Annotated in this window: 11 protein-coding genes; 7 read left to right on the top strand and 4 right to left on the bottom strand. The window is 66.3% G+C overall.

Annotated elements, in window-relative coordinates:
* Positions 1 to 71 precede the first annotated feature (71 nt).
* Positions 72 to 944, top strand: a complete 873-nt coding sequence (locus VFH65_RS24340; protein ID WP_353324967.1) for a hypothetical protein — start codon at positions 72 to 74, stop codon at positions 942 to 944.
* An 81-nt stretch (positions 945 to 1,025) separates the two neighbouring features.
* Here the strand turns inward: VFH65_RS24340 and VFH65_RS24335 are convergent, their stop codons facing one another.
* Positions 1,026 to 1,400, bottom strand: a complete 375-nt coding sequence (locus VFH65_RS24335) for a pyridoxamine 5'-phosphate oxidase family protein (protein WP_353324965.1) — start codon at positions 1,398 to 1,400, stop codon at positions 1,026 to 1,028.
* A gap of 31 nt (positions 1,401 to 1,431) precedes the next feature.
* Positions 1,432 to 3,168 carry an N-acyl-D-amino-acid deacylase family protein gene (locus tag VFH65_RS24330; RefSeq protein WP_353324963.1) on the bottom strand — a complete coding sequence of 579 codons (1,737 nt, stop codon included), beginning with the start codon at positions 3,166 to 3,168 and terminating at the stop codon, positions 1,432 to 1,434.
* A gap of 22 nt (positions 3,169 to 3,190) precedes the next feature.
* Between VFH65_RS24330 and VFH65_RS24325 the strand changes: the two genes are divergently transcribed.
* From VFH65_RS24325 to VFH65_RS24300, 6 genes are read left to right on the top strand one after another with little or no spacing between them, the layout of a single operon-like run.
* Positions 3,191 to 3,580, top strand: a complete 390-nt coding sequence (locus VFH65_RS24325; protein WP_353324961.1) for a VOC family protein — start codon at positions 3,191 to 3,193, stop codon at positions 3,578 to 3,580.
* Between the two features lie 20 nt (positions 3,581 to 3,600).
* Entirely contained in the window at positions 3,601 to 4,116 is a 516-nt protein-coding gene (locus VFH65_RS24320; RefSeq protein WP_353324960.1) for a mycothiol transferase, read from the top strand.
* A 59-nt stretch (positions 4,117 to 4,175) separates the two neighbouring features.
* On the top strand, positions 4,176 to 4,700 hold the full coding sequence (locus VFH65_RS24315; RefSeq protein ID WP_353324958.1) for a phosphatase PAP2 family protein: 525 nt from the start codon (positions 4,176 to 4,178) through the stop codon (positions 4,698 to 4,700).
* Between the two features lie 4 nt (positions 4,701 to 4,704).
* On the top strand, positions 4,705 to 6,225 hold the full coding sequence (locus VFH65_RS24310) for an aldehyde dehydrogenase family protein (RefSeq protein ID WP_353324956.1): 1,521 nt from the start codon (positions 4,705 to 4,707) through the stop codon (positions 6,223 to 6,225).
* A gap of 60 nt (positions 6,226 to 6,285) precedes the next feature.
* On the top strand, positions 6,286 to 7,140 hold the full coding sequence (gene ppk2 / locus VFH65_RS24305) for a polyphosphate kinase 2 (protein ID WP_353324955.1): 855 nt from the start codon (positions 6,286 to 6,288) through the stop codon (positions 7,138 to 7,140).
* A 29-nt stretch (positions 7,141 to 7,169) separates the two neighbouring features.
* A complete protein-coding gene (locus VFH65_RS24300) occupies positions 7,170 to 8,021 on the top strand; it encodes a hypothetical protein (protein WP_353324954.1) in 852 nt (283 codons plus the stop codon).
* Position 8,022: 1 nt separating this feature from the next.
* Here VFH65_RS24300 and tenA read toward each other — a convergent pair whose 3' ends face one another.
* Positions 8,023 to 8,715, bottom strand: coding sequence for a thiaminase II (tenA, locus tag VFH65_RS24295; RefSeq protein WP_353324952.1), 693 nt, complete (start codon positions 8,713 to 8,715; stop codon positions 8,023 to 8,025).
* Positions 8,712 to 9,430, bottom strand: a 719-nt coding sequence (locus VFH65_RS24290; RefSeq protein WP_353324950.1) for a crotonase/enoyl-CoA hydratase family protein, incomplete at its 5' end; no start/stop codon positions are given. The genes tenA and VFH65_RS24290, both read right to left, overlap by 4 nt.

Here is a 9,430-nt window from a genome sequence, read left to right as displayed (position 1 = left end):
CGGCACGACGGCCTGTGGATAAATCCGCACAGCCGACGGGATATGTCAGACGGCAGTAACAACCTGCGGCCATGCGGGAGGAACTGGATTGGCCGTTTCGCGGCTGGGACGCCGTTGAAGCCGGCGCGCTGTCAGTCCGTGAGCTGCGACGGTCTTATGCGCCGGTCTATCCCGGCGTGCATGTGCCGCGGGGTGTGGAGCTCTCGGCGGTCCAACGGTCACGAGCGGCGTGGCTGTGGTCTCGTCGGCGCGGGGTACTTGCCGGCCTGTCGGCGTCCGCGCTGCTGGGTTCCAAGTGGATAGAGCCTGGTCTGCCTGCAGAGCTGGTTCACCGGAATCGGAGGGCGCCGCCGATGCTCACCATCCATAGCGACGTGCTTGCGTCCGGTGAGATGCAGACTATTGCAGGTATGCGCGTGACGACGCCCGCGCGGACCGCTTTCGATATGGGTCGTCGGTTGGGGCTTGAGGACGGCGTACAGCGCATCGATGCCCTGATGAACGGCACAGACGTCAAGGTGGCTGACGTCGAAGCCGTGATCGCCAGACATCCCGGCGTGCGCGGGCTGAATCAACTCCGCCAGACCCTCGACCTCGTCGACGGCGGAGCCGAGTCGCCGTATGAGTCGCTCACACGGCTGCTATTGATCAAGGCGGGATATCCGCGGCCTCAGACTCAGATCAGGGTGATCGACAAGCAGGGGAAGGTTTGGCGTATCGATATGGGTTGGCGCGAATGGCTAGTCGGCGTCGATTTCGAGGGTGCCCACCACTGGTCAAATCCGAAGCAGCGGACAAAGGACGTCGAGCGATACGCAGTCTTGCCAGAACTCGGATGGATCGACGTCCGGCTCACAAGCGGCATATTGCACAACAACCCACAGTCCTTCCTCGACCGTGTGGGTGCCGCGCTAATCGCCCGAGGATGCCCAAAGACATGGTGACGGTGCGAATTTGGACGCCCCGACGGCGTGTCGCGTACGAAACCGCACACTCGCGGCGGGTGAGGCGGGTGAGGCGTCGGCCTACTTCTTCAGCGGCACGCAGTCGTGCAGGCCGGCCGGGTCCGTCGTGGGTGAGTCGGCAGTCGCCTTGCGGTGCAGGACCGCCCGGGTGGGCTCGATGGTCAGCGCTTCGCCCGACTGTTGCGCGCGGCCGTCGACGATCAGCGAGTAACCGCCGGCGTCCCGCGGCGGCCACACGAGCGTGACGTCGGCGTGCCGGGCGGTGTTCTCGCGGGTGTGCCTGCCGACGGTGCCGACGTCGAGCCGACCGTCGCTGAACACCGGCTCGACGAACACCGTGTGCGCGCGAAAGTCGTCTCCGACGGAGATCAGGTAGGCGAAGCTGAAGTCGACCAGCTTGTCGGCCAGTTGGTTCAGATCCACCTTTACGCTCATGCCGCGAGAATAATCCGCGGCGCGACGCGCGTCATGCGGCAGGCGCGGGTTGACGGCCGCGGACCAGCTTGCCCGGTCGGGCCGCGGTGGGCGCGCCGTTCTCGGCGATCACCTGGCCCGAGACCACGGTCGCGACGTAGCCGTCGGCAGTTTGGTCCAGGCGACGGCCGCCGGCAGGCAAGTCGTAGGCGATCACCGGCTTGTGCAGCCGCAGCGCCGCATGGTCGATGACGTTGAGATCAGCCTTGTAGCCCACCGCGATACGGCCGCGGTCGGCCAGTCCGGCGACCCGTGCCGGCACCGACGTCAGTTCGCGAATCACTTCGGCCACACTGAGGCGCCCACTCGCCCGGTCGCGGGCCCAATGCGCCAGCATGAACGTCGGAAAGCTTGCGTCGCAAATCATTCCGTAATGTGCGCCGCCATCGCCGAGGCCGAGCACGACGTCGTCGCGACGGATCAGCTGCCCGACCGTGTCCAGTGAGTTGTTCTCGAAGTTGGCCATCGCGACCAGCAGCATGGCGTGGCCGTCGTCGTCGAGTAGACGGTCGTAGGCCTCCTCCATCGGGCTGACGCCGCGGGCCCGCGCCCTGGCCGAGATGGACGTCGACGGATCCGGTTCGTAGTCGGGTGGGTCGTTGAGCGGGAAGATCCAATCCCACGCCTGCGCCAGATACAGCAGCGGATTGCCGTCGCCCGCTGGACTGTCGGCAAGGATTCGGGCGCGCACCTCGGGCCTGCGCATCTCGGCCACCCGCTCGGCCAACGGCAGATCAGCGATCTCGCGATAGCTGGGATAGAAGACGAACGGGTTGCCCGTCAGCTCCAGTCCGATGACCAAGCCGATGGGGCGCGGGAAGGTCTGCGCGGTGATGGTGGGCGCGTGCGCGCCCGAAAGAGAATTGAACTTCTCGACCATCGTGATCGCATCGGGCCAGAGCGGATCGCCGCTGTTACCCGTCGCCAGCGTGAACGTCACCGGCAGACCGGCGTCCTGGGCCGCCTCGAAGACCTGCGCTAGCACCGGCGCGTACCCGCCGGCCGCGATGTCCGGCACGAACTGGATCAGCCCGCCACCGGCCTCGGCGACACCGTCCGCGATGGCGGCGATCTCGGCTTGGGCCGCGTCGAAGGTCGGGATCGGCGCGCCGCTCGCGGTCTTGTGAAACGAGAACCGCGACGACGCGAAGCCCAGCGCGCCGACCTCGATCGCCTCCCGTGCCAACGCCCGCATCCGCGCCAGATCCTCGGCCGTTGCGGGTTCCCGGTCCGCGCCGCGCTGACCCATCACGTACACCCGCAGCGGCGAATGCGGCAGATAGGCGGCCACGTCAATGTCCCTGTGTCGCGCCTCAAGCGCGTCGAGGTACTCGGGAAACGTCTCCCAATCCCACGGCAAACCGTCGACCATGACCACGCCGGGGATGTCTTCGACGCCGGCCATCACGTCGACCAGCACGTCGTGGTCCTCGGCTCGACACGGCGCGAAGCCGACGCCGCAGTTGCCCATGACCGCCGTCGTCACCCCGTGCGCCGACGACGGCGTCATCCGATCGGACCAGATCGCCTGACCGTCGTAGTGGGTGTGCAGGTCGATGAATCCCGGCGTGACCAGCAGGCCGGTGGCGTCGATCTCCCGCCTGCAGTCGCCGTCGACGACGCCGACCGCCGTGATCGCGCCGCCGGAAACCGCGACGTCGCCGACGAACGGTTCGCCACCGAGGCCGTCGACAATGGTGCCGTTGCGGATCACGAGGTCATATGTCATACCTCGAATCTACGATGAGCCCGTGATCGATCACTTCGGAATCAACTGCGCCGACTGGGACAAGTCAAAAGCCTTTTACGACAAGGTCCTCGGGGTACTCGGCTATACGCGCCAACTGGACTACCAGGTCGCCATCGGCTACGGCAAGGACGGCAAGCCGGACTTCTGGATCGCCGACATGAGCGCCGGTGACGCTGCGGGGCCCAACCGCGAGGTGCACTTCGCGTTCCATGCGGCCGATACCGACGCCGTGCAGGCGTTCTACGACGCCGCGCTGGAGCTGGGGGCTGAGTCGCTGCACGCCCCGCGGATATGGCCGGAGTATCACCCCGGCTACTTCGGCGCCTTCGTGCGCGACCCCGACGGCAACAACGTCGAAGCCGTCTTCCACGGCGCACCGCTGCAGAGCTAGACCCCGGTAGCGTCGGCGCCATGGCTGACTCTGATGTGGCAGCGGTTCGCGAACTGCTGCGAGACTCGTTCACCAGGCTCATCGAGCATGTCGAGGAGCTGACCGATGGATTGACCGACGAAATCGCGATCTTTCGCCCGACCGCCCGGGCCAACAGCATCGCGTGGCTGATCTGGCACAGCGCCCGTCAGCACGACGCGCAACTGTGCGACATCGCCGGCGTCGAGGAGGTGTGGACCCGCGACGGCTGGGTCGACCGCTTCGGTCTCGACCTACCGCGCGACGACACGGGCTACGGCCACGGCCCCGACGATGTCGACAAGGTCCGCGCATCAGCCGACGTTCTCGCCGGTTACTACCACGCCGTGCACAAGGTGACGCTCGAGTACATCGCCTCGGTGACCGTCGACGAGTTGAGCCGCATCGTCGACACGCGCTGGAACCCGCCGGTCACCGCGAGCGTGCGGTTGGTCAGCATCGTCGACGACAGCGCCCAGCACCTCGGCCAGGCCGCTTATGTGCGGGGCATCGCCTGACCGGGCAGCATCGCCTGCTGATTCGGCTGTGGCCGCCGATCGCCGTCGCTGCCACGCTGTTGCTGGGATGGGCGGTAGGCAAGCGCTCGACCGATCTCGACGACTGGTTCCTGCAACACCGGCATAGTCCGGCCCAGTGGCTTCTCTTCTTCGCCGACGCGAGGGTGCTCGCGCTCGTGCTGGCGGCCTGCGTGACGGTCGCGCTCTATCGACGACGATGGCGGCTCGCCGTCGTCGCCCTCGTGGCTCCTGCCGTCGCCGTCGCGCTCGAACGGCTGCTCAAGCACCTGTTCGACCGTGAAAAGGGCGGAGCGCTTGCGTATCCGAGTGGCCATGCGACGCTGGCGGTCATTGTCGTCGGGATGCTCGTGTTGGTGGCAGGCGCCGCGACGTGGGCGGTGCTGATTGCGGTCACCGCCGTACTGCTCGGCATGGTCGGGCTAGCTGTGACGTATCACTACTTCACCGACACGGTCGGCGGGCTACTGCTCGGCACGGCGATCGTGTGCCTCGGCGTCCAGGTCGCCGGACTTGACAGGTGTCAACCCCGCCTGCGATCTACGTCACAGCGAGAGCTAGCATGACCCCATGACCGCGACGACGCCCGAAGTTGATCTCACGGACACCAGCACCATCCGCAACCCTGCGACCGGCGCGGTTGCGGGAACCGTGCGCTGGACCGATCCCGCTGACGTGCCCAGGATCGCGGCCGGGCTGGCCGAAGCGCAGAAGCAGTGGGAGGCCCGCGGCGCCAAGGGCCGCGCGAAGGTGCTCGCCCGCTACGCGCTGTGGATGGGTGAGCACCGCGAGGAGATCGAGTCGCTGCTGATCAAGGAGACCGGCAAGTCGGCGGTCGATGCCTCGCAAGAGGTGCCGCTGCTGATCATGATCGCGGCGTACTACATCAAGACTATGGAGAAGGCGCTGGCCCCGGAAGCCCGTCCGGCGTCGCTGCCGTTCCTGTCCATCAAGAAGGTCGAGGTGCACTACCGGCCGCGCCCGGTGGTCGGCATCATCGCGCCGTGGAATTACCCGGTCGCCAACGCGCTGATGGACGCCATCGGCGCTCTGGCCGCCGGATGTGCCGTGCTGTTGAAGCCCTCCGAGCGCACGCCGTTGACCGCCGAGCTACTTCTGCGGGGTTGGCTGGACTCCGGTGCGCCCGAGGTGCTGGCGCTGGCGCAGGGCGCCCGCGAGGTGTCCGAGGCCGTCATCGACAACTCCGACTTCATCCAGTTCACCGGGTCCTGCGCGACCGGGGCCAAGGTGATGGAGCGGGCCGCTCGCCGGCTCACCCCGGTCAGCCTGGAGCTGGGCGGCAAAGACCCGATGATCGTGCTTGATGACGCCGACGTGGACCTGGCGGCGCACGCCGCGGTGTGGGGCGCGTTCTTCAACGCCGGCCAGACGTGCGTATCGGTGGAGCGGGTCTACGTGCTGGAGCCGGTCTACGACCAGTTCGTCAAGGCTGTCGTCCGCGACGTCGAGAAGCTGAAGATGGGCACAGGCGAGGGCTACGACTTCGGCTCGCTGATCGACGAGAGCCAGGTTGCAGTGACCGAGCGACATGTCAACGACGCGGTGGTCGCAGGCGCGAAGGCGCTCACCGGTGGAAAGCGCACGGCAGGCACGGGCAGCTTCTACCCGCCGACGGTGCTGGTCGACGTGGACCACTCGATGACGTGCATGACGGAGGAGACGTTCGGCCCCACATTGCCGATCATGAAGGTGTCGACGGTCGACGAAGCCATCCGGCTGGCGAACGACAGCCCGTACGGGCTGAGCGCCGCGGTGTTCTCCAAGAACATTGAGCGGGCGAAAGAGGTTGCGGTTCAACTGGATTGCGGTGCCGTCAACGTCAACGACGTGATCTCGAACCTGATGTGCACGACGGCGCCCATGGGCGGCTGGAAGACCTCTGGCATGGGCGCGCGCTTCGGCGGAGCCGAAGGACTGCGCAAGTACTGCCGCCAGGAGGCGGTGGTCGCACCGCGCACCAACGTCGGCGCGGGCGGCAACTACTACAACAACTCGCCGAAGGCCCTGAAGCGGATGAACAAGCTGATGACCAAGCTGGCGCTCATCACGCCGCGCCGCGCAGCCAAGTAGGGCACTGGGCGTTCACCCGCGCGTCACCTTGTCGTACGCCCGCGCCGATACCTTCTGCCGGTGACTCTGGAATCACACGGCTATCGCGTTCGCGACGACGACGATGACGACCCCATCCTGCTCGACATCGACGGAGTCCCCGTCGACACCTGGCGGGAGAACTACCCGTACGACGAGCGCATGCGACGCGAAGACTACGAGGAACAGAAGCGGCTACTGCAGATCGAACTTCTGAAACTGCAGAAGTGGAGCCAGGCCAACGGCCACCGCCACGTCATTGTCTTCGAGGGTCGCGACGCGGCAGGCAAGGGCGGCACCATCAAGCGGTTCATGGAGCACCTCAACCCGCGTGGTGCCCGCGTCGTCGCGCTGGAGAAGCCGACCGAGCGTGAGCGCACCCAGTGGTACTTCCAGCGCTACGTTCACCACCTTCCCGCCCACGGCGAGATGGTGATGTTCGACCGGTCTTGGTACAACCGCGCAGGCGTGGAGCGCGTCATGGGTTTTTGCACTCCCAAGCAGCACGCCGAATTCATCCGTCAGGTCCCGCTGTTCGAGCAGATGCTGGTCAACGACGGCATCAGCCTGACCAAGCTGTGGTTCTCGGTGTCACCGTCCGAACAACGCACCAGATTCACCATCCGCCAGGTCGACCCGGTGCGGCAATGGAAACTGTCGCCGACGGACCTTGCCTCGTTGGACAAGTGGGATGCGTACACCGCCGCCAAGGAAGACATGTTCGCCTGGACGGACACCGAGGTCGCGCCGTGGGTGGTGGTCAAGAGCAACGACAAGAAGCGCGCCCGCGTCAACGCCATGCGGTACGTGCTGAGTAAGTTCGACTACGACGACAAGGATCATGAGGTGGTCGGCAGACCGGACCCCCTCATCGTGGGACGCGCGCTGGCCGACTGAAGCGTCCCCACTGCAGGAGGAGGACGTGCGTGCGGTTGGTGGCGACCGTGTTCTTGTGGCTCGTCACGACGGTCGCGCTGGCGGTGGCGGTACCCACGATGTGGGCGCAGCGCAGTGTGGTCAGCGAGGACGGCTATGCCGCGCTTGCCGCGTCCGCGGCCAAGGATCCGAAGCTGCAAAACGCGATGGCGTCCGAGTTGACCACGCAGATCGTGGCCCTCGGAGCCGACAACGGCTTCAACCTCAACCGCGACCTGGTTCGAGGCGTGGCGACCGCCTACACCGGAAACGCGGGATTCCCAGGCCAATTCGCCCAGGCCAACCGCATTGCGCATCGCTGGATGTTCACCAATTCGATTCAGCGCGAAGAGGGTTCCAACGAGCGATGGCTGATCGACATTGCGCCGATGCTCAACGATTCGTCGCTCAAGGAGACCCTCGGCAATCTCGATCTCGAGGTGCCGCAGACCCTGACGGTTCCGATCACCGTTCCCGACACGACGGGACTTCAGCCAGGGCAGCTCCGGTCCCTGGCCACGTGGGGGCCATGGGCCAGCGTCGGTGCGACGATTCTGGCGGGTGTGTTCGCGTTGTTGACATTGGCTTCGGCCCGCGCCCGCGGTAAAGCGCTTGCAGCCCTGGGTGTTTCGGCGTTGCTGGTGGGCGCGGCCGGTTGGGCGGGACTCGAGGTCGCGCGCCGCTACGTCAACGACGCGCTGAACCGCACCGCTGGCGACATTCGGCAAATCGCCGATGTGATGGTCGGCCACGCCGAGGACAGCCTGCATCAATGGCTGAACCTGACGCTGGCCGCAGGCGGTGTTCTCGTGGTATTCGGTGTGATCGCCGCGATGCTGGGTGGGCTGCGGCGCAAGGACTGAGCTAGACCGGCCAGTCCTCGCGTCTGTACGCGGCATCGAAGAACATCCACTCGTAGCGGGCGGTCGTCACGAAGTGGGCACGAGCGGCGGTCTCCGCGTCCACGGTCAGCGTCGGCCCGGTGCGGTCGGCGAGTTCCAGCACCTGGGCGACGGTGGCCGCGAATTCGTCTCCGCCATAACTGTCGATCCAGCGTTGGTAACGACGATCCGATGAGCCTCGCGCGATGAGCGCGGCACCGACCTCCGCGTAGATCCAGTAGCACGGCAGCACGGCCGCCAGCCCGTCGGCGAAGCTGCCGCTATACACGGTCGCTAGAAGATAACTGGTGTAGGCCAGAGTGGTGGGAGTCGGCGGCGCCGCGTCAAGACTGGTGGGATCCAGCCCAAGTTCGGGCAACAGCGTTGAGTGCAAAGCGAGTTCCACGTCGAATACCTCTGCGGCGTGGCGGGCGAACATCGCGGTGTCGGCCAACGTGGGAGCTTTGGCCCCGACGATGGCCAATGCGCGGGCATAGTCCCGCAGGTAGTGCACGTCCTGCGCGACGTACTGAGCGAACGCGCCTTCGTCGAGGCTGCCGTCGCTCAGACCAGTCAGAAACGGGTGGGCAAGGATGGCAGCGAAGGTGGGCTCGATGTCGGTCCACAGTCGTGTCGACCATGCGTCGGGATCCGTCGCGCCGATTGTTGGGCTCATGGCTCGATGATGTTCGACGGGTCGGGCCGCCGGTCCGGCGGGGCCTGACTGTAGTCACCCCACGGCCCGTCGCGGCGCTCGACCGCTGCCCGCACGCCCTGATTGGCTGCGGTGCCGATGAACTCGAGCGCGTCGGGGGTGTTGCGCATCAAGCCGTCGAGGATCCCGCCGAGCGTCTGGGTTGAGGCCAGCCCCATGTTCTCGTAGGCCTGGTTGACGATGAGCTTCTGCGCCTGCAGCTGCGAGAGGGGGATGGCCGCGAGCTTCGCTGCGACCTCTCGGACCCGGGCTTCGAGTTGGTCGAAGGGCACGGACTCGTTGATGAGTTCTATTGCGGCTGCTTCGATTCCAGTTAGTGGCTCACCGGTCAGCGAGTGCCATTTCGCCTTGGCCAGCGACAGCCGGTATAGCCACATTCCGGTGAGGTAGGCGCCCCACATACGGGCATACGGCGTGCCGATGACGGCGTCGTCGCTGGCGATCACGATGTCGGCGCACAGGGCGTAGTCGCTGGCGCCGCCGACGCACCAGCCGTGCACCTGGGCGATGACGGGTTTGGATGCGCGCCAGATGGCCATGAACTTCTGGGTCGGGCCGGTCTCGCGGGCGCTGACCATGGCGAAGTCCTTGCCAGGGTCCCAGCGCCCGTCGGTGTTCATCGCGTCGCCCCAGTGTTTGAAGCCCTCGCCGAAGTCGTAGCCGCCGGAAAAGGCGC

Source organism: Mycobacterium sp., from assembly GCF_035697385.1.
Taxonomy (GTDB): domain Bacteria; phylum Actinomycetota; class Actinomycetes; order Mycobacteriales; family Mycobacteriaceae; genus Mycobacterium.
This window is presented reverse-complemented; position numbering and strand designations above follow the sequence as displayed.